Below are 19,695 nucleotides of genomic sequence, written 5' to 3' on the forward strand. Positions count from 1 at the left end.
AGCGATGTTATCGCAATTCGTGAAAAAGCTAAAAAGCAATCACGTATTGGCGCTGCATTAGAAATCGCTGGTCAACGTGAAGCCCTTGCTTGGGTTGAAGTTGATACAACGAAGATGGAAGGCGAATTTAAACGTCAACCTGAACGTTCAGATTTATCTGCTGAGATTAACGAACAGTTAATCATCGAACTTTACTCTAAGTAAAGTTAATTTTTAAGAGAGGACATAAATGCAGGGTTCTGTAATTGATTTTCTAAAACCAAGATTAGTTGATATCGAACAAATTTCGACAACTAGAGCTAAAGTAGTTCTTGAGCCACTAGAGCGTGGTTTCGGCCACACTTTGGGTAATGCTCTTCGTCGTATTTTGTTATCATCTATGCCGGGAACGGCAGTAACAGAAGTTGAAATTGATGGTGTACAACATGAGTACAGCACCAAAGAAGGCGTACAAGAAGATATCCTAGAGATCCTTCTTAACCTTAAAGGTCTAGCTGTAAAACTTGAAGGTAAAAATGAAGTTTTAGTTAGTTTAACTAAATCTGGCGCTGGTCCTGTTACAGCAGGCGACATCATTCATGATGGTGATGTAGAAATAGTCAATCCAGAACACGTGATCTGTAATTTAACGGGCAATGCTGAAATCAGCATGCGTATTAAAATTGAATCAGGTCGCGGTTATGTTCCAGCTTCATCACGTATGCATAGCGAAGAAGATGAGCGTCCAATTGGTCGTCTATTAGTAGATGCGACTTTCAGTCCTGTTGAGCGTATAGCTTACAGTGTTGAATCAGCGCGTGTTGAACAACGTACCGATTTAGACAAGCTTATTATCGATATGGAAACAGATGGTACTTTAGAGCCTGAAGAAGCAATTCGTCGTGCAGCTACAATTTTAGCTGAGCAATTAGACGCATTTGTTGATTTACGAACAAAAGTACAACTTCCAGTTGAAGAAGAAAAACCTGCATTTGATCCAATTCTTTTACGCCCAGTAGATGATTTAGAACTCACTGTTCGTTCTGCTAATTGTTTGAAAGCAGAGTCGATTCATTATATCGGTGACCTAGTACAATGTACTGAAGTTGCACTTCTAAAAACGCCTAATTTAGGTAAGAAGTCTCTAACTGAAATCAAAGATGTACTTGCTTCTCGTGGATTATCTCTAGGCATGCGCTTAGAAGATTGGCCACCAGCAAGTTTAATTGAAGATTAGTCTAAAACCGATTCACGAATAATAAGGATTAGGTTATGCGCCATCGTCAAAGTGGACGTCAACTTAACCGAAACAGCAGCCACCGTCAGGCTATGTTTCGTAATATGGCAATCTCGATTGCTACGCATGAAGTTATTAAAACTACCGTGCCTAAAGCAAAGGAATTGCGTCGTGTAATTGAGCCATTAATTACATTAGCTAAAGTGGATAGCGTTGCTAACCGTCGTTTAGCGTTTGCTCGTCTTCGTGATGATGCAACAGTAGCAAAATTGTTTAATGAACTAGGTCCTCGCTACGCGACTCGTCCTGGTGGATACACTAGTATCATTAAATGTGGTTTCCGTACTGGCGATAAAGCTCCAATGGCTTATATCCAGTTCGTTGACCGTCCAGTTGTTGCTGAAGAAGAGTAATCTTATTTAGTCGCATAAAAAAAGCCGAACTTATGTTCGGCTTTTTTGTATTTCATTATTGAGTACTTAGGCTATATCATTAAATAATTATTCTTCTAACACGGTAACAAACTCGCCAACAATGCGCATATTTTCGCAATCATCTTCATGAAGAACAATGTCTTTAAACTCTGATTCTGTAGAGTAAAAACCATTAAGTGTCCCGTACTTCTAGCATTAGATAAACATGTAGGCTCTTTTAAAATATAAAGTACACTTTGTAGATCAACTGACAGGTTATATTAAAAATATAATCTGCCAGTAAATACAACAGTATAGTAATATCTATATGAATATTTTGAACATGCTTTGGTCCTGTATTTTAAATTTTTTCATATTGATATGTATTCTTAACATTTGTATTTAAATATGAACCTTTTGAACCGGAGTTCATTAGTTCTTCATGAATGTAAGACGGTACGTCAAAATATTGATAAAGCCCGCTGTTAAATTCAATTTCAAGAGTGCATGTTTCTTCGTTATATCCAACTGAAACAAGATTACTTGAGTCGACTGATATTCTTTCCATTAACTTTATTCCTTATATTATTTTTATTATTATTGGTTTCGGCTTTACATCTTGCAAACGCCAGCAATTAACTAATGATTTAAAGTCTGATTTCTGATATTCCTTAGACCAGCTATCTGCTACTTTAGGATCTTTACTATCAGGGAATTGACCTTCTTGTGGTATTTTAAATTTAAATCTCATAGGCAATTTAGCCGCTTCTCCAGTAACAATTGCTTCCCCTGTTCTTAAAATAGGTAAAGCGTCGATAATTCCAGATAGGCCATCAGCCATAGCTGATTTAACTCTTGCTCTATCGGTCGCATTATTTATTCTTAACGAAAATAGAGTTCCACATTGAGATAAAATTGTTTCATCGATTTCTGAAGGCCTCTGACTTATTAGCATTGAACCAACACCAAATTTTCGACCTTCTTTAGCGATTCTCCGAACCATATCTTTTGCTAATCCATTATTTTCATTAGAAAGATAACGATGTGCTTCTTCCATAATAAGTAATAAGGGTTTTTCATTCATCCCCTCATCTAAATAACGTCCCCATATAGCTGATTCAAATAAGACTTCAATAACAGAACCAAGTAATAACTCTAAACGAGAAGATGGCATTCCAGATAAATCTAAAATACAAATTGGTTTACCATTACTTAACCAAGTACTAATTAGCTCTGGTAAGTCTTTTTTGATTTCATTATTTACATCAGGATTCCAATCGCCGGGAATTAGTAAAAAGGAATATTGGCTATCTAAAAGTATTGAACGCATCTGTTCTAATTGTTTCCGCCAGACTTGATTACCACCTTTGTGAGGAGGGTTACTTGACGCTCCAGGCGGGTTAAATATTGGAGCAATGAGATCTTCACTATTTCCTTTATCAGAATAAGAAGGATTTATTTTTTCTTTTTCATTGTAATTAACATTGTCATAGTGAACTAGTTCATACCAAATTTTTCTAAGACGAAATGGTAAAGGAGTCATTGCAGTTACTTTCACTGGATCAATATTTAACTCTATGTGTGTTTTTGCATAGTCCCTTTTATCTTTAAGGACTAACTCCATAAATTTATTACTAAGACTTTCATTTTGACCACAAAGAAAGTTGCATAAGCTGTAAGGAGACACACACCAATAAGGGATATAAAAATTATCTTCTTTTCCAGTAGGTGTAATAGAAAAAACATTAGAGATATCTCCAAGTGCTGAAGCATACTCTCCATGTATATCGAATAAGACAATACGAGCTGAAGGCATTATCACTTTACTATCATGTGAAGTAACTATTGACCGAATAAGACTAGCTACACTTGTTGATTTCCCAGACCCTGTTGATCCAAGAACAGCTGAATGCCTGCTTACCAAACTATCTAAATCAACACTTACATTAATACTGTCAGAACTAGATAATTTTCCAATAATTATCTGCCCATTGCTTTTTTCCCCATAAATTTTTTTAAGATCGTCTTCAGTAACTAAATGAACCTCTTCCGAGATTGATGGAAACTGACTTATACCCCTTTCAAAATCATAGCCTATAGACTCTCCTACAAGCTCTACTTTTATTACTCTTTTTTCATTTCCTAATTCTTCATAATTAACAGAGGTTTCAATTGTTTCAGATATCACACCAAACAAGCTATTATACCCTTGAGGTATGCGTATAAAACTACCAACTTGACCAATTCTATGCGTTTTCCCTTCAATTATGAGTAAACCGGATCGAACTTGTTGAGTTAATTCAACATTTACAGATGCACCAGAGACTGATGTTATTTTTCCTAAATAAGTAGGATTATGATTCATTTTCAGTGCCCTCTACAAATGGTATTATTATATCTGTAAGACACTTCCCACCACCTGAATTCGCTAAAAATTTTGAAAATTTCACAAAATCGCCTAAATGAAATTCATCTTTGCTCCAATATTCTTTTCTAATTACAGCCCAGTTTTTGCTAGGTTCATCACCAATTTTCCAGTTTGCTTTAACCCCATTGATAACTGCACCGTCCTTACAATAAACACTAATATTAGGCCTTCGAAGTGCAGCTTTTGTTGCATAACCTTCTTCACTTAATTTTTTATATTGAAAAGCAAATATTGCTGCAGACTTATTTTCTGATAAACATTCATCTAATTTAGCTGTGATATGTGCATCGGCGAAAGAAAACCCTGTCGTGAGTAGTAAGCTGTCAGGCTCAAGAAGAAAGTTTTTTAATCGTTCAAATAAAGAAGAAAATGGTGCAGATTGTGTTTGATCATATTTTATATGAGAAGGGTAAACCATAGTCCCATCATCGGCCCCCTCACCTCTAATAACTTCATTTTCAGAGTTTTTAGACCAATTGATTGACCCATGTAACTTCCATAATCGAATCCATCTTGGTGGCATGTCATTACTAGAAATACTGGCAGGATCAAAAAAAGCAGCTTTAGAGCCAGAAAAACCATCGAAATATGGAGTCCTTGCATTTTCCATGGCTTCTTCCAGAAGGAGGTCATAATTAGTCGTAAAAATTTCTACTGCATAATCTCGGTTGATACCATTGATCCAAGAAATCAGATGTGAATATGGATTTTCTCCATCAGGTAATGATTTATTAACTACCTTTCTTATTTCATCACAGATTGTTTTAGATAACTCTTCATAACCAGACCCATTTAAACCATGAATAATACCATCATCGATAACCTCAGCAAGAGATCTTACCCTTGAAAGAATTAATTCGATATTACAGCTACCTAACGATTTTTCTATCGCATTAAAAGCAGTAAAATTATCCCCTGTTAAGCTACTTTTTACTATTTTAGTCAATCCTGCAATATCAGGGATAAGAGGTGAATACTTTTCAGGTGTACCAACATTAATGCTTACTGGTGCACCAGCACCAAGTAATATGCCAATTTTCTTTTTACTGTGGGTTAATACATGTTGAAAGTCATACATATATTGATCAGGATTATGTACTGTAGTTGTCATAAATTTCCTTATTTAGAATATTAGTATCCATTTAATAATATAAAACTTATTTAGCTGAAATAATAAGCGCTGATTCAAACATCCTAGTTAATCAAAATCACGATTAAAGTTTATTAATGCTTTTCGCACATGATTTGCAGAAATAACAGGTAATGCCTCTCTTAGCATAAAAAAGCCAACTAGACCGATAAATATCATAACCCCAATATACTCAATCAAAGTTGATATTTTTTCTATCTCAATAAAGCCAATAACGGAAACTGATAAAATGCTTGATATGACTAAAATAACTCCGAGTAAAAGGTTATATAGAAAACCTAACGCATCTATTTTTGTTATCTTTATACTCAACTTTTGATCTATAAAACTAATATGAGGTAATGCACGTTTAAAATGAACAAAACGTAACTCTCCATTTAAGTTTTGATGAGCTTCAATGAGTGCATCTCTTAACTGCTTTTCTACTCTAATTCCCGTAGATATCTTAAAGTACTCAGTAGCGAGTTCATCTTGTAAATGTACCTTAGCAAGAGGGGATAAATATTCGCATTGTAATGCTTCATATAACTTAGATATTCGGGCTTTCTTCCTCTCATCAAAAAACTCAACAATCGCTCGAGAGTTAAATATAATCGCCCCAATAACGACTAAAATAACTAAGAAATAATTGCCACTATCGATTAGCTCTATTATTTTATTTATTAAATTGTCCAAGATAAAAAACCTTTATTAAGTATTAATTTTTAAAAATCACTTCTCGATGATAAGCAAGATAGTTTTGATGCTCATTGTTTAATGATATTGCCATGTTCTCGCCAATACCCAATACTTTATGATCATCGAGAGAGCTAGAAATAAGCACCTTACCTTTATCGTTAAAAGTGATATAACCACCATCAAATGCTTTATCGATATTGGCTAGTAATAAAATACCATTGTTAGGATCTAATCTTTCTTTATCATTTGAGACAGACCAAGGGCGTATATGCGACGCAATTAAAAAATCAGTATTCCTATAACCTGTTAAAGCGCAGCCATGCCAATAATTAATCAGATCAGTTCTAAACCTTCCTTGCCCTAAACGAGTTTTCACTAACGTTGCTTTATCCGTGGCTGTTGTAGCCTCATCTTTAATGATCGTTTCTAAATCATTATTAAGAGTAGTTTGAGTAATATTATCTAAGAAGGCAGAATAGGATTTAATGGCTGCACTATACATACCATTGCCTTTTTTATTCTTAGCTTTAAATTCTTCTACTTGCATTATTTTTTCTGTCACTTGGCTATAAGTTACATGTGAACTGATAGACATTAAGCTTCCTGTCGCTAAACCACTGCCTTTAAGCCAATTTGGAATTGAACCTTTTAATGCTCCGATATAATTTTTTATGGTTTTATCAGACTTACCAATAGATGAAGCCCAGCGCATATACTGTGTTTCTAAGTCACCTAAGTTGTGAGTTAAGGCGTCTTTCAATACATCTCTGGTTATTGAGCTTTTGAGGTAATCAAAAAGCTCATCATCAATATATGCAAAATTGACAAAATGCAACATAGTTGCATTGCTTACAGATTTCAGTTCATCAAATTCTTTTTGGTATTCAGGTTTAATATCTAAGTGCCAGAAATTACTGCTTTGTAAATGATAAAAAGGCAAATGCGGCGTATCTTTATCATTTCCCTGTTTAAGTGGTTCAAAGTAGGAAGTAAAAGATGCTTTTAATTGTTCATTAAAGATAATTTGGTTTTGGGTAATAACCCCCTGTTCAATAAGATCAATAACAGCAAAAAGTAAGCAAATTTTATGAGGCTTAACATGACCATTAGAACGATCGGCTCTAATTGATTGAAATTTATCAATGTAATATTTTACCGCCATTAATTGGTTTCCTTAATAAGCACTACCGTTTGCCATGTTACTGACTCTCGTCCAATAACATCTGCATTTTTGTCAGTGACTAATGATGGAGATAATCCAAACTCTTTGCTCATGTGCTGTAACTGGTCGCTGCACACGTCAAACATATTACGTTCATCACCACTGGGGCCGTGACGCAATGAGATAACGAGTTTGCCACCGGGTTTTAGTAGGTTAGCGAGTTTACGTAATGAACGTGCTCGTTGTGAGTCAGGAATGTGCATCCACACTGCACTGAGTAGAATTAAATCAAAGCTGACTTCTTGCTTGGTCACGGCATGTAAATCGGGGAGTGAATCTTGTAACCAACGGACGTTTAAATCTTGAGTTTGATGCTTGCCTAATTGGGCGAGTGTTAGGGCAGGCTCAATCGCGGTGATTGATACATTATTCTTGGCGCCTTGTTCTGCCATATATTTACTATCACGGCCTGCACCAGCACCTAAATCTAAAATACGCGCATCTTTTGTGTTTAATACCGGTGTTAAATAGCTGAGCCACGACTGATGTACTTGTTCGAACGTTTTAGATAAATACAATTCTGCTAATTGCTCTGCATTTTTATTGTAAAAGCTTTCAGACATCGACTTACCTAATTGAAATTGATCTTATGCTTGTCTTTTAGGTACAACTTATACCTAAGAAGCAAAATAGAGTGCGTTAACTGAGTGACCTACCTTGTTTAAAAGCTTTAATATCTAAAAAGGGAATAGATTGATGGAACGCGCTTTAATTCAAATAGATAAGTTACATACATTTAATTAATTTTATCACAAAAAAGTGATATTTAAAACGTTAACAGGCTGAATAAATTAATAATAATTCAGAAAATCGGTTCACATCTCTTTTACTTTGAATTTATGCGCTAAAAGCAAACAAATTACTTAAGTTCATGTGCTTTTAGCCTTTATTCCTTTTAATTCAATTCTGATGCAAATTTGGAGATTTTTTAAACTACCTATTAATATTATAAGACAATACAACCAGTACTGTTCAACACAAGTAAAGCTTAAAAATTACGGCTGAAATCACAACCTATAAAAAGAGTAATCTTTTTAATTATTATTCCTATACTTATCTTTAATCTGCACTACTCTCTTTCTTGCTTTAGGAAGATAAGGCATTCAAAACAATAATCTAATATAGAAAGTAAACAATTAAATACGACTAAGTTAAATCCTAGTAATCTATTAGAATATTTATGTCTAATGAAAAGGTTCAATAGGTTGAATCACTAGTTGAAAACAGTTAATAACATCAGGAATAGCCTCAATGAAAAAAACAATACTAATAGTGGTTTTTGCCATGTTCGTGATTGCTGCAATCACTAGCATTGCTTCAACGTCTTATATCTCGAATCAAGAGATAGATAAAATCATTTTAAAAAAATCGCAACAACAAGCTTCTTTATTGGTTAAGAATGTTGAATATGTTCTCGAAAAATCATCACAACCAGAAGTTGATTTACAAAGCTTAGTGACGTCCCTTAAAAGTCGACCTGATATTACCTATGCGATTGTCATTAATAAGCAAGTGAAAGCCATTGCTCATAGTGATGAAGCAAAGCTCAATAAAGTTTATGATGACAGCTATACCGTAAAAGGAGCAACTGAAGGGGTTTCGCAATACTCAAAATGGTATGCGGACGTACAAAAAGTATGGGTTTATGACATTATGTCACCTATATATGTAAACGGTGCACTTTATGGAACGGTAGATATCGGCATCCCAATTACAGAAGTAAGCAAAGCGGCTGCTGATATATTAATGACGCAGTTAGTTACAATTTCAGGGATATTTATCATTTGTATTTGCATCCTGATTTGGATAATGAATCGCCTTTTCAAACCGCTTGCTGGGTTACAACTTGCGTTAGAGGATATATCTAAAGGTGATGGTGATCTTACTGTTAGGCTACCTATTAAAGGTAATGATGAAATTGCAAATATATCCATCGCTTTCAACGCGTTTGCTAGCAGTATTAATGAAATCATTACTCAAGTTGTTAAGACCGGCTTGCAATTGGGGGACTCAGCAACAGAGGTTAGGAATCAAGCATTAAGTTCACTTTCTCGAGGTGAACAACAAAGTGAGCAATCGATTTTAGTTGTTACTTCAATGAACGAAATGATCGCTACAATCAATGAAATTTCATCAAATGCGTCAGATGCAGCCGACGCTGCTAAAGATGTGAATAAAGAAACGCAGCAAGGTAATAAGATATTGAAAGAAGCTGCGGGGACTATTCATAATTTATCTGAAGAAATAAACAATACTTCTCAAGTTATTACTTCATTAGCGGATAGAACTCAATCTATAGGTTCTATTCTTGAGGTGATTAATGGGATTTCTGAGCAAACTAATTTACTTGCTTTAAATGCAGCAATCGAAGCAGCTCGAGCAGGTGAAGCAGGAAGAGGCTTTGCAGTAGTAGCAGATGAAGTAAGAAACCTAGCAACTAAAACAGCGAAGTCAACGGGTGAAATTCAGAAGATGATTGACCAGCTGCAAAATGAAGCTAAAAGTGCAGTAGAGGCGATGGGAATAAGCAAGTCTTTAACGAATGAAGGTTCAAAAGCAACTTCTGAAGCGCAGCAAGCTCTGGTTAGAATATCGAATCAAGTGATCGCTATTTTAGATTTAAATACTCAAGTAGCAACTGCAACTGAAGAGCAATCAAGTGTTTCAAACGAAATCAATATCAATATGGATACTGTTAATAATTCAATTGTTGAAGGGGCAAGTGCTAGCCAAGCATTAGAAGTCACTAGTCGAAGTTTGACTGAACTAGCTCAGACGTTAGATAAACATGTAGGTTCTTTTAAAATATAGTGTGTAAATTGTAGAAAATTTAACAGGGTTATAGTTCGATAATGCTCAACAGTGTGTCCAACTATAGCCTTTCAGTAAGACTATTCTAAGCTATCAATATTAGTGCCTCGAGCTATCAACATGACAATCTCAAGGCACTAACATCCATTTCTTTTACCCTCTCACTGGTATTTATCCCTATTCGCTTCCATTCCTGTTTTTATGAAAATCTAGTGATTTTCTAAACTGCCTATTTATTTTTTTCTGCAACTCAGCCAACTCCGCTAGTAAGGTTTTACGTTGTGTTGCGGATAAACTTGGTTTGAATTTTATTTGGTTATACAGCTTGGCAAAGTCTATTAGCAGCTGTGGTTCTGCTGCTTTTAATTGACTGAGTGCGTGGCAATAGTCCGCAATGGTTTGGCCTTTTTCTCTTGCTAAATGCTGTTGTGTGCTTTTTTGATAGAGTTTGTTGAATAGGCGATCTTCAGTCGATACTTTTTCTGATTGCCATGGTTTGAATACCCAGAGTATTAAACTACTGGCCGCTGACAGCAGTAATAACAGGATTAAAATTGATAGATTTAACCAAGGTACCCCTTTGATTAAGTTTTGTAATAATTTAAATTGCTTTTCATTATCATAATTTATCACCCACACTGCCCACAGGTAATCGGCTTTGGCAAAGGTATTTCTTAGTTGGTTAAGGAATGGATTCGCTTGCCAACGGTGTATTGATAAATATTGTCCCGATAAAAATTCACTTTGGTCGTCCAACCCTTGCATGATGCCCTGCTCTACTCGCTCGGGCGCGACATAAGCGGTGGGGTCAACACGTTGCCATTGTTGATTCTTCCATATTTCAACCCATGCATGGGCGTCGTACTGCCGCACGCTTAAGAATTCGCTATCGCTGTCCAATTCACCGCCTAGATATCCGGTGACCATGCGTGCAGGCACATTTAATGCTCTGGCAATATACAAGTAGGTACTGGCATAATGCACGCAGAACCCTGCCTGTGAAGAAAACAGAAAATCATCAATTTGCTGCTCGCCTAATAGGGCTGGCTGTAGCGTATAACGAAAGTTTTCTTGGTTAAATTTTGCTAATAATTGCTCTAATATACTGTAGCTATCTAATCCCGATGCTTGTTGTGTCGCTATCCAAGCTTTTGTTTTTGGATTACCGCCGGAGGGCAATTGTAGAAATTGTTTAAGGGATTGGGGTGACAGAAGTGAGCGCTCAACTTGGTTAAATTGATCGATGCTAAAGGCTTGACGTTTAAACACTGGCTTTAACGTCCGCAAACTATAGTCACTTAATAAAATACGCCCTGCTGTTGCCTTGGTAAAATCTAAGCTTGGTAAATAGTGTTTGTAATGCGGCTCTATTATTATCTGATAGCTGTTTTCTTTGGCCGGAACTGATTGCTTGCGAGTACTTGCACTCTGATATTGTAAGCTGCCGCGATTAAAGATTGGCCCTTTGCCGATTTTCACCTGTTCTTCTTGGTACTTAAGCTGCGAGCTTTGAGTCCAAGTTTTGCCATCAAATTGATCTAAGGTTAGAACCCGCCAATAACGCGTTGCTGCTGCTGGTATTTTACCGTCAAAACTGGCTCGAAAGGCAAGTTCAGAAGATTGGCTTAGCTCTGCAATACTACCGGGGCTGACGCTGTCACTTAACCCTGTGGTTGCTTTGTTTTGCAGTGGCATTTTCCACATTGAAGGGAGTCTGGGTAATACGATGAATAACACGACAGCCAGAGGGACACTGAGTAATACCATTTTGCTCAGTAACTTAAATTGTTGATAATTTGCTAAGGCTTTGCCGTGGAGTGATAACAGAATAGTTAATAGCAGGAGTGTACTGACCATTGCGATTCCCGCCATCAGCATGCTTTGATTAAACACTAGAAACAGCGCGACTAAAACAAATCCGGTATTGACAAAAAAGTGTACGTCTCGCACTGATTTAAGTTCAAGAAACTTTAAACTAAAACCTAATACGACAAGGTGTACTAGGATACTTAGCATGCCCTGTTGGTAGACCAACGTTATCACCAACGCACTGCAAATAAGGGTAAAAATATTCGTCATTAGTTTGTTTAATAGCGCGACACGTCCAGTAAAAACAGCCACTCGCCATAACGCACACAAAATACCAAAAACGATCATGACACTGTGTAATTGATCCGTTAATAACACCATGATCAAGGCATAACTTAACAGGATAAGCGATAAGCTTTGGCGGGTTAAAAACTCAAGCATTGTTTAGTCCATATAGGGCAATGGCACGTAAGCACATGGTTTGATGGCGAGCTCCCGTATCAACTTTTATGACCACTTTATCAAGGTCTAGGCCATAACGAACACCTTGTTGCTGATAGTTGATAACTTGGTAAGTCAACATTGCTAGTTTATCTTCTAGGCTGCCTCCGTTTAAAGCGGATAACGATAAATAGACATCTCCGCCAATTTCTTGTTCAAACTGCTTAGTAAAAAAGCCTTTACCTTGTGCAACTTGTTTCCAAGCAATGGACTTTAAAGATTCGCCCTGTTGAAATGGTTTTAAATGACTAAACGTATCAAAGCCAACTTTCTTTTGATGCCCGCCTAATGCGGTCTCTTTTCCCCTTAAGGTAATACTCTGTAACTTATTCTCAAGGGGTGCAGGATAAAGCAAGCAAGAAAATCCAAAATCTAAATACGTCCACACTTTAAACAGGCCAAAGGGATAATAAGATTGAACTGTCACTCGGCCCGGTTTAAACCAGCCACGTTGTGTGCTTTTTGCAAATAATTGAACACTTTGTTGGTCAACCACGCTGTTGATATTTGAGGTGCTGTTTTTAAAGAAATACTGTGTTTGTTGGGCGTCACCTTTTTTAGCATTGACACGTAAACGGAAGATTAATGCTTGGTCGGCGAATTGATCTTCACAGTCAACAGCGGTTAGGTTTAAGCCAGATAAGTTTTGATAGCTGAACAATAAGCAGGTAACCATAAAACTCAATAGGAAGAATACTAGCAATAAAATTAAGTTATTTTGATAATTGGTGCCAATCAAAAACATGACTATGCAAGTCGCTAATAACATGCCGCCAAAACGTGATGGAAAAATAAATGTATTGCTGCGATTAAGGGTGATTTGTTCTACCGTCGGCATACGTTTGCTAAGCCATCGCTCGAAGTATTTTTCTTTTAATGCCTTCAACTTAAAGAAGATCATGGTTGTAGCGGGTCAACACTATTAAGTAAGGTTTGACTTAATGCTTGGCTACCTTGCTTGACGCCATGTACTCCGTTTAATCGATGATCGGTCACCGCTGCAAAAACGGCTTGAATATCTTCAGGTACTACGTAATCCCGTTGTTCGATAAAGGCCATCGCTTTTGCGGCATTTAATAACGATTTTGAGCAACGTGGTGATAGCGCATTCGTATACTCGGCGGCATAGCGGCTTTCATTCACTAAGCGAATGAGATAATTGAGTAAAACATCACTCGCTTGTACTCGCTTTACCGCTGCTTGCATGGTTTGTAATTGCTGACTATCGATAACGGCGTTAATTAATGTTGATGCTGTTTGTTCTTTAAGCATGGCTAATTCGGCATCTTTATTTGGGAAACCTAGCTCGATGCGCATCATAAAACGGTCTAATTGCGATTCTGGTAGTGGAAACGTTCCGGCTTGATCTTGCGGGTTTTGCGTGGCGATAACAAAAAATGGCTGTCCTAATGAGTAGCTGTGTTTATCAATGGACACTTTGCGCTCTTCCATCGCCTCTAACAATGCACTTTGTGTTTTAGGGCTGGCTCGGTTTATTTCATCGGCTAATAATACTTGTGTAAAAACAGGCCCTTGATGAAAATTAAACTGTTGAAGTTGTTTGTCAAAAATTGACACACCTAAAATATCAGCAGGCAGCATGTCACTGGTAAATTGCACACGTTGATAATCTAAACCTAATGTTTTAGCTAACGCACCAGCCAGTGTTGTTTTGCCCATGCCCGGTAAATCTTCAATGAGTAAGTGGCCATCGGCAAGTAAGCAGACTAAGGCTAATTTAGTTTGCTGCTCTTTACCTAATAAAACGGCATTTAATTGTTCTAATATTTTGGCGATTTTATTATGCATTGTCAGTTATTTCCTCACTGATTAAACTACCCCTTTGATGATAGTTTAAATTAGCTTACAACACACGCTTGTTATCGCTTTAAGCCGTATAATAAGGCTTCTAACTCGTTTATTTTCTTAATAAGGTGATGGATCATGGGGCTTAACTCAGAGCTTTATTTTATTTTTTAAAAGCCTGTAAAAAAACGCTGGTAGCAAGCTCTTATTAGTAAATCAATGAAAGAGTAATTGATCAGTTTATGCTCATACCAATATTGGAGATCGCTTTGTAAACTGCCGTAGGTTGCTTTACCTCCGTTAAATTCCCCCGGAAAGGCGCAATGTTGTTGTGCATATTCACTTTTTTCAGCTAAAACGTTTAAAAACTCTTCTGCGGTGTTGCTCTCAATGTGTAATGCAAGGCTTTCGTAGTCTGCAATGGCAACGCAGGATGCTGTTACATCGTACCCATTGCGGTCGTTCTGTTCTTTGTGATATTTTTGTTTACACATGGTTTGTACTTTAGTGCGCACAATGCTTAGTCTTAATTTTTCAGTTAGTGTGTCTGGTTTAGTTTTCATTCTGATTATCCTTAGCGGTCATCGAATTGAGACTTAACATACATAGATGGGTAAATTTAATATTTAATTGTGCTGACTTTTTTGGTTTAGTCAATTTAGTATAAGCTGGTTTTAAATGCTTCGCATGGACGTGCAAAGTTTTTGCTGTGAACAAGTTATCTTGTACTTTAATGACTTTGGTTTGGTGTTTTAGCTCGTCTTTGCTCGTCGGGGCAGTTTGATTGTTATTTGCTTTAGTTCGTCTATGCTCGTCGGGGCAACTTGATTGTTAATAGCAGTGGTTTCGCCCTGTCGGCGACTCGTCTTTCTCTTATCAGAAGAGAAAGGCGGCAAAGAGACTGACACCGAGGCGTTTTCTGCTCCAAGTAATCAATCCCTTTTTAACGCATCAGCTCATACAGCACATCCATGTGCTGAATGAGCTTAAGCCAAACGTCCTGTTTGGCTTTGCTAAAAGGAATGGATGACTTGGGAAAACTTTACGGTGGTGATGTTCGTCCACTGTGAGTGATGGCTTTGTTGAGGCTACATTGAATTAAAAGTTGGTGATCCTTTTTGATTTAAAATCAAAGGCTAATAATAAGTGCTTTGAGTTATGTGGTTCGTCTGCGCTCGTTGTGGCTGTTTGAGTGTTATTTGCTTTGGCTCGTCTGCGCTGGTTGTGGCCGTTTGATATTTATTGCAGTGGTTTCGCCCTGTCGGCGACACGTCTTTCTCTTATCAGAAGAGAAAGGCGTCAAAGAGACTGACACCGAGGTGTTTTCTGCTCCAAGTAATCAATTCCTTTTTTAACGCATCAGCTCATACAGCACATCCCTGTGCTGAATGAGCTGATGCCAAACGTCCTGTTTGGCTTTGCTAAAAGGAATGGATGACTTGGGAAAACTTTACGGTGGGGTTGTTGCAGCCACGTTGATCGACTTAGTTTGTTAATTGAAATGGATTGATTAATTGATAGGCTTCTGCAAGTAACTACATTTACATTGCTTGAGTTTGGTTTAGGTTATGGCTCGTCTATGCTCGTCGGGGCAACTTGATTGTTAATAGCAGTGGTTTCACCCTATCGGCGACACGTCTTTCTCTTATCAGAAGAGAAAGGCGGCAAAGAGACTGACACCGGGGCGTTTTCTGTTCCAAGTAATCAATTCCTTTTTTAACGCATCAGCTCATACAGCGTATCCATGTGCTGAATGAGCTTAAGCCAAACGTCCTGTTTGGCTTTGCTAAAAGGAATGGATTACTTGGGAAAACTTTACGGTGAGATTGTTGCAGCCACGGTGTTCAATATGGTTTGTCGCTTGAAATTGATCATTCAACTGATTGCTCAACGGATAAAACACTTTGTCTTAAGGTCGCTTTGTCATCATGTTAGCTTGGGAAAACTTTACGGTGATGATGTTTTATCCACGTTGATCGATGTAGTTTGTAAGTTGAAATGGATTAATTAGCTACACTGTTTATGCAAATCAGGCTTATAAAAAATAACGAGTTGCGAATTGCCATTGTGTTTCTACTGAATCAACAGGTTGTCCAGTATAAGCGCGCGCTGGCCTGTGGCTGTCGATAACAGTGAACTCAGCGGATAAAAACCACTGCTTATTCAGTCGGTAACTATGGTTAAGTGTTAATGCTTGGCCATCTTCGTTGTTATCATCGCCCTCTGTTTTATCATTATCGGTCACTGAAAAGTCTTCAACTCTCAGTGTACTTTTATGCTTTTTATTGGCGACTAAAGCGTGCCAATTATAATGTAAAGCAACAAAACCACTGGCATAATCATTGTTAACCACATCTTCTTTTGCTTTACTTTGCATCAAGGTATCGCCAGACAAGTACTGCGCTGTTAATGATAAATTATCACTCAAACGCCAGCGTGTCCCTAGATGATAAAAACGTGTTCGCCAACCATACTGACCATCAACTACTTTATAAGGGATAGCCCTATTATCATAATAGCCTGCCGATATTGAGCCTTTTCCTCTTAGTTTCCACTCGCCTCTTGTATGGTATCCAACACGGCTATCGAGCTCTAAAAAAGGATCTGATTTATGCGCTTGCCCTGCTAAGTTTTTTCCCTCTTCACGTGCAGGGAACCACGGGAAAGTACGTTGTTCATTCCAAAGTGTTTGTCTGTTACTTATTGCCCAGCCATGCCAAGCTAGTAAAGCCCCTGCTGGATCGTTATTGACAAAGGCTGTTGCTGAAAAGGACAGATCATATTTATCGTTATTTATTCGACCTAACCGCGTTACTTTTATTTCTGTGCCGACTACTCGAATTTCTTCACCAATCCAGGTATTTAATGTTGATGAGTCTAAGGTATCTTTACTTGCCCACGCATAGGCATTATTTTCAAGTGAGATTTCAGGGTAAAAAAGGCCAGCTTTGGTTTGAATACGATAACCGGCACTATTGGGCAGAGAACGGTATTTTAAGTAGATCTCAGTCAATCCTAAGGCGGATTTTTCTCCATCACCTGTTGCTTCTGGATAGGCATTAAAGACACCATGAGCACTTAGGCCATTGTCCCATGAGACAGATAAATCAGCACCTATTTGTGCAGCTGAAAAATGCACTCCATCACCGAGGCCTAATTTACCTTGCCCACCCGTTAGATAACCTTGATCAGAGGAGTTAATGTGCTTAACTCTAAAATCTAAGATGCCATGAGCATTATATTCAGCAGCAATAGCTGCCTGTGGCGTAAGGCAAGCAACAAGCAATGTAAAATGTAAATACTTAATGCCTGTATTAATCACACACTTCCCTTAGTTTCTTTAATGTTTAAGTGAGCTAATAACCAGGGTGTTAAGTCGATTGCTGGTTTAGGCCTGCTGATGTAATAACCCTGTGCCAATTCACAACCATGATCTGATAACCAATTTAATGCAAACTCATCTTCTATGCCTTCAGCGACAACATGCAACCCCATATTGTGAGCGAGCTCGATAGTCGAGCGGACTATAATTCGATCGTCTTCATCATTTTCAATATTTTGGATGAATGATTTATCTATTTTTAATTCATGTACGGGTAATTGTTTTAATTGTGCTAATGAGGAATAGCCTGTTCCGTAATCATCAATAGAAATTTTCATTCCGTAGTCTTTAAACTCAGCTAAGACTTTAATCGCGGCTTCAGGATCTTCTACCACCGAGCTTTCCGTGACTTCAAGTGTGATTTTTTTTGCTGGGACATTGGCAGCTATCATGCTTTGATAAATAAACTGATGAAAGTCACTTTCTTTTAAGTTTTCAGCTGAAATATTGACGGCTATATTTAAATCTATGCCTTGTGTTTTCCAAGCATTGTATTGCGCTAATGCAGTAATAAACACCCAACGAGTCAGGGCTTTAATTTGACCGGTTTGCTCAGCGATATAGATGAAATTATCAGGTGGGATCATACCTAAAGTGGGATGTTCCCAGCGAACTAAGGCTTCAGCATGGGTTACCTTTCTGGTTTTTAAACACATTTTAGGTTGAAAATGTAACGTTAGTTCCCCTGCAGGAATCGCTTGCTTTAGATCATTAATTAAATTTAAACGTTCAACTGTATTTATATCAAGATCTGGGTGATAAATTTGCACTAATTTACTTTGTTTTTTTGCACTGTGAAGTGCCATAACAGCCATTTGTAATAATGACTTAGCGTTAGTCGCATGTTCAGGATAAGCTGCAATCCCAACTCGAACTTGAAAGTGTAAACTAATACCTTGATAGTTAAATGTAGGCTCCAGCTGAACGTTGAGTTGAGTGACAATTTCATCTACATTCATATTTTCTATCAATAAAACAAATTCGTCCGCACCTGTATGAGCTAACGCTTTAAAATTGTTTTTTTGGTGTAAGTGCTGTAATCGACTAGCAAGCTCTTTGATCACTTTATCACCAACATCACGGCCTAATGTATCGTTTACGTCATTTAATCGACTTAGGTTTAAATGAAAAATTTGAAAGCTTTGTTGCTGTGCAATCAGTTGGTTAATTGTCTTATTAAGTAAATTACGGTTCGGTAAATCGGTGAGAGGATCATGATTTGCACTATGAGTGATCGCTTCTTCTCGTAATAATACTGCCGCTTGCATTTGATTGAATTCCTCAGCAAGTTGGCCTATTTCATTTTTATCTTTTAACGACACTTTTTGCTGATAATCACCACTGGCAATGACTTTTGCTTGAGTCACTAAGCGTTTAATAGGTTTGCTGATAGAAGCTGCGATAAAATAAGCACTCGTGAGCGATAACAATAATGTTAACGCAGCTAGGAATAAGAACTTCCACCATTGCTCTTGTAATAACGCCACAAAGTTAGCGCGTAAGCCATGCATCGCCACGCCTAGTTCTTTATCGTCGAACTCGTTTATGAGAGTGCGCGTTGCTATGTATTTATCTGGCGTTTTATTGTCAATAACTTGCACTGCTAATTCAAGTGCACGATTGTAGTTTGTGTTATTTGGTTTAATTGAAATTAGTCGCCACTTACCTTCATCTTTTATAATAAAGTCAGTAGTTAAGTCGGTTATTTTTTTAAATTCACTCGCTAATCGGTGATCTATTTCAAAGCCAAAAGCAATCCACCCTAATGTTTTAGCGCCGACAGTAACGGGTGATAAGCTCAGTTGATAAAGTGCATCGTCAATCATATAAAGATGGGCGGCTTGTCCTGCACCGAGCCATTCATTAAAACGAAAAATAGTGTTTCGTTCTGCGCCTTGTCGAATTTTATCTTTTCCATTAATGAAGTATCGTTGTAGTTGGCCATTGATGACGCCTTCTGCTGTTATTGTCATCGCTAAGTCAGCATCAATACGCTTTCTATGATTATTTAAAGCAAACAATAAACTGCGCGTATCTTCGTTAAACACTTCCTTCAAGCCATAATCTTTAGCGACAGTTTCAGCAAACGTTGATAGGTAAGTCAATCTGCGATCAAATAACTCGGTAAAAATTGTTTTTGCAGTGGTTAAACGATTATTGATTTCTGCTGCTTCTTGATTTTTTTTACCGCTGTAAAGGGTCCAAAAAGCAATCGATTGAACCATTAATAATAGGATGACAAAAAATAAAAATATTTTATTCTGTAAACTTTTCATGCA

Annotated in this window: 15 protein-coding genes and 1 pseudogene; 4 read left to right on the forward strand and 12 right to left on the reverse strand. The window is 37.4% G+C overall.

Features of this window, described 5'->3' with window-relative positions; genetic code table 11:
* The 3 genes and pseudogenes from rpsD to rplQ all read left to right on the forward strand — a co-directional run.
* Window positions 1-204 (forward strand): annotated as a pseudogene (gene rpsD / locus H5084_RS16025) (30S ribosomal protein S4); the annotation flags it as partial.
* 25 nt (window positions 205-229) lie between these two features.
* Window positions 230-1,216, forward strand: a complete 987-nt coding sequence (locus H5084_RS16030; protein WP_028868833.1) for a DNA-directed RNA polymerase subunit alpha — start codon at window positions 230-232, stop codon at window positions 1,214-1,216.
* Window positions 1,217-1,251: 35 nt separating this feature from the next.
* A complete protein-coding gene (gene rplQ, locus H5084_RS16035) occupies window positions 1,252-1,629 on the forward strand; it encodes a 50S ribosomal protein L17 (protein WP_028868832.1) in 378 nt (125 codons plus the stop codon).
* A 361-nt stretch (window positions 1,630-1,990) separates the two neighbouring features.
* On the opposite strand, the gene H5084_RS16040 is transcribed toward rplQ, so the two are convergent.
* From H5084_RS16040 to H5084_RS16065, 6 genes are all read right to left on the reverse strand, one after another.
* On the reverse strand, window positions 1,991-2,197 hold the full coding sequence (locus H5084_RS16040) for a KTSC domain-containing protein (protein ID WP_182691458.1): 207 nt from the start codon (window positions 2,195-2,197) through the stop codon (window positions 1,991-1,993).
* A 12-nt stretch (window positions 2,198-2,209) separates the two neighbouring features.
* Complete coding sequence (locus H5084_RS16045) at window positions 2,210-3,994, reverse strand: ATP-binding protein (RefSeq protein WP_182691460.1); 1,785 nt, start codon at window positions 3,992-3,994, stop codon at window positions 2,210-2,212.
* Window positions 3,984-5,168 carry an SIR2 family protein gene (locus H5084_RS16050; RefSeq protein WP_182691462.1) on the reverse strand — a complete coding sequence of 395 codons (1,185 nt, stop codon included), beginning with the start codon at window positions 5,166-5,168 and terminating at the stop codon, window positions 3,984-3,986. Before H5084_RS16050 ends, H5084_RS16045 begins: the two co-directional genes overlap by 11 nt.
* An 87-nt stretch (window positions 5,169-5,255) precedes the next feature.
* Window positions 5,256-5,882: a hypothetical protein gene (locus tag H5084_RS16055; RefSeq protein ID WP_182691464.1), complete on the reverse strand. Its 627-nt coding sequence runs from the start codon at window positions 5,880-5,882 to the stop codon at window positions 5,256-5,258.
* Between the two features lie 22 nt (window positions 5,883-5,904).
* The gene (locus tag H5084_RS16060) at window positions 5,905-7,047 is read right to left on the reverse strand and encodes an HNH endonuclease (protein WP_182691466.1); all 1,143 of its coding nucleotides are present in this window, start codon (window positions 7,045-7,047) and stop codon (window positions 5,905-5,907) included.
* A complete protein-coding gene (locus H5084_RS16065; protein ID WP_182691468.1) occupies window positions 7,047-7,670 on the reverse strand; it encodes a bifunctional 2-polyprenyl-6-hydroxyphenol methylase/3-demethylubiquinol 3-O-methyltransferase UbiG in 624 nt (207 codons plus the stop codon). Before H5084_RS16065 ends, H5084_RS16060 begins: the two co-directional genes overlap by 1 nt.
* A gap of 688 nt (window positions 7,671-8,358) precedes the next feature.
* Between H5084_RS16065 and H5084_RS16070 the strand changes: the two genes are divergently transcribed.
* Window positions 8,359-9,918: a methyl-accepting chemotaxis protein gene (locus H5084_RS16070; RefSeq protein WP_182691470.1), complete on the forward strand. Its 1,560-nt coding sequence runs from the start codon at window positions 8,359-8,361 to the stop codon at window positions 9,916-9,918.
* A gap of 177 nt (window positions 9,919-10,095) precedes the next feature.
* Here H5084_RS16070 and H5084_RS16075 read toward each other — a convergent pair whose 3' ends face one another.
* The 6 genes from H5084_RS16075 to H5084_RS16100 all read right to left on the reverse strand — a co-directional run bounded on the left by H5084_RS16075 (window position 10,096) and on the right by H5084_RS16100 (window position 19,692).
* Window positions 10,096-12,168 (reverse strand): DUF3488 and transglutaminase-like domain-containing protein, encoded by a 2,073-nt coding sequence (locus H5084_RS16075; RefSeq protein ID WP_182691472.1) that lies wholly within the window; start codon window positions 12,166-12,168, stop codon window positions 10,096-10,098.
* Window positions 12,161-13,066, reverse strand: coding sequence for a DUF58 domain-containing protein (locus tag H5084_RS16080; protein WP_182691473.1), 906 nt, complete (start codon window positions 13,064-13,066; stop codon window positions 12,161-12,163). Before H5084_RS16080 ends, H5084_RS16075 begins: the two co-directional genes overlap by 8 nt.
* A gap of 59 nt (window positions 13,067-13,125) precedes the next feature.
* Entirely contained in the window at window positions 13,126-14,037 is a 912-nt protein-coding gene (locus tag H5084_RS16085; protein WP_182691475.1) for a MoxR family ATPase, read from the reverse strand.
* 167 nt (window positions 14,038-14,204) lie between these two features.
* Window positions 14,205-14,597 carry a hypothetical protein gene (locus H5084_RS16090; protein WP_182691477.1) on the reverse strand — a complete coding sequence of 131 codons (393 nt, stop codon included), beginning with the start codon at window positions 14,595-14,597 and terminating at the stop codon, window positions 14,205-14,207.
* Between the two features lie 1,472 nt (window positions 14,598-16,069).
* Window positions 16,070-17,356, reverse strand: a complete 1,287-nt coding sequence (locus H5084_RS16095) for a hypothetical protein (RefSeq protein WP_310735766.1) — start codon at window positions 17,354-17,356, stop codon at window positions 16,070-16,072.
* Window positions 17,353-19,692 (reverse strand): EAL domain-containing protein, encoded by a 2,340-nt coding sequence (locus tag H5084_RS16100; protein ID WP_182691479.1) that lies wholly within the window; start codon window positions 19,690-19,692, stop codon window positions 17,353-17,355. Before H5084_RS16100 ends, H5084_RS16095 begins: the two co-directional genes overlap by 4 nt.
* Window positions 19,693-19,695 lie beyond the last annotated feature (3 nt).

This window comes from Psychromonas sp. SR45-3, from assembly GCF_014163575.1.
In the GTDB taxonomy this organism is placed as follows: domain Bacteria; phylum Pseudomonadota; class Gammaproteobacteria; order Enterobacterales; family Psychromonadaceae; genus Psychromonas; species Psychromonas arctica.

Coding starts and splice junctions, on each gene's coding strand:
- H5084_RS16030 (WP_028868833.1), top strand. CDS start 230: ATGCAGGGTTCTGTAATTGATTTTCTAAAACCAAGATTAGTTGATATC.
- rplQ (WP_028868832.1), top strand. CDS start 1,252: ATGCGCCATCGTCAAAGTGGACGTCAACTTAACCGAAACAGCAGCCAC.
- H5084_RS16040 (WP_182691458.1), bottom strand. CDS start 2,197: ATGGAAAGAATATCAGTCGACTCAAGTAATCTTGTTTCAGTTGGATAT.
- H5084_RS16045 (WP_182691460.1), bottom strand. CDS start 3,994: ATGAATCATAATCCTACTTATTTAGGAAAAATAACATCAGTCTCTGGT.
- H5084_RS16050 (WP_182691462.1), bottom strand. CDS start 5,168: ATGACAACTACAGTACATAATCCTGATCAATATATGTATGACTTTCAA.
- H5084_RS16060 (WP_182691466.1), bottom strand. CDS start 7,047: ATGGCGGTAAAATATTACATTGATAAATTTCAATCAATTAGAGCCGAT.
- H5084_RS16065 (WP_182691468.1), bottom strand. CDS start 7,670: ATGTCTGAAAGCTTTTACAATAAAAATGCAGAGCAATTAGCAGAATTG.
- H5084_RS16070 (WP_182691470.1), top strand. CDS start 8,359: ATGAAAAAAACAATACTAATAGTGGTTTTTGCCATGTTCGTGATTGCT.
- H5084_RS16075 (WP_182691472.1), bottom strand. CDS start 12,168: ATGCTTGAGTTTTTAACCCGCCAAAGCTTATCGCTTATCCTGTTAAGT.
- H5084_RS16080 (WP_182691473.1), bottom strand. CDS start 13,066: ATGCCGACGGTAGAACAAATCACCCTTAATCGCAGCAATACATTTATT.
- H5084_RS16085 (WP_182691475.1), bottom strand. CDS start 14,037: ATGCATAATAAAATCGCCAAAATATTAGAACAATTAAATGCCGTTTTA.
- H5084_RS16090 (WP_182691477.1), bottom strand. CDS start 14,597: ATGAAAACTAAACCAGACACACTAACTGAAAAATTAAGACTAAGCATT.
- H5084_RS16100 (WP_182691479.1), bottom strand. CDS start 19,692: ATGAAAAGTTTACAGAATAAAATATTTTTATTTTTTGTCATCCTATTA.